The sequence below is a fragment of the Erwinia sp. STN24 genome (genome assembly GCF_041320675.1).
In the GTDB taxonomy this organism is placed as follows: domain Bacteria; phylum Pseudomonadota; class Gammaproteobacteria; order Enterobacterales; family Enterobacteriaceae; genus Erwinia; species Erwinia aeris.
Genome location: NZ_JBGGPM010000028.1, coordinates 1 through 256, shown reverse-complemented (window position 1 = coordinate 256; position 256 = coordinate 1). Strand labels below are relative to the sequence as shown.

The following is a 256-nucleotide window of genomic DNA, read 5'->3' as shown; positions in this document are numbered from 1 at the left end:
AGCTTAACCTTCGGGAGGGCGCTTACCACTTTGTGATTCATGACTGGGGTGAAGTCGTAACAAGGTAACCGTAGGGGAACCTGCGGTTGGATCACCTCCTTACCTGAAGATACCTTCGTGCGCAGTGTCCACACAGATTGTCTGATAGAAAAGTAACGAGCAGAAAAAACCTCTACAGGCTTGTAGCTCAGGTGGTTAGAGCGCACCCCTGATAAGGGTGAGGTCGGTGGTTCAAGTCCACTCAGGCCTACCAAAT

1 tRNA gene and 1 rRNA gene are annotated in these 256 nt (G+C 50.8%); both read left to right on the top strand.

Annotated features, from left to right (window positions below):
- A 16S ribosomal RNA gene (locus tag ACA373_RS22195) occupies positions 1–102 on the top strand; the annotation flags it as partial.
- Between the two features lie 74 nt (positions 103–176).
- Positions 177–253 (top strand) — tRNA-Ile (locus ACA373_RS22190).
- Positions 254–256: the final 3 nt, after the last annotated feature.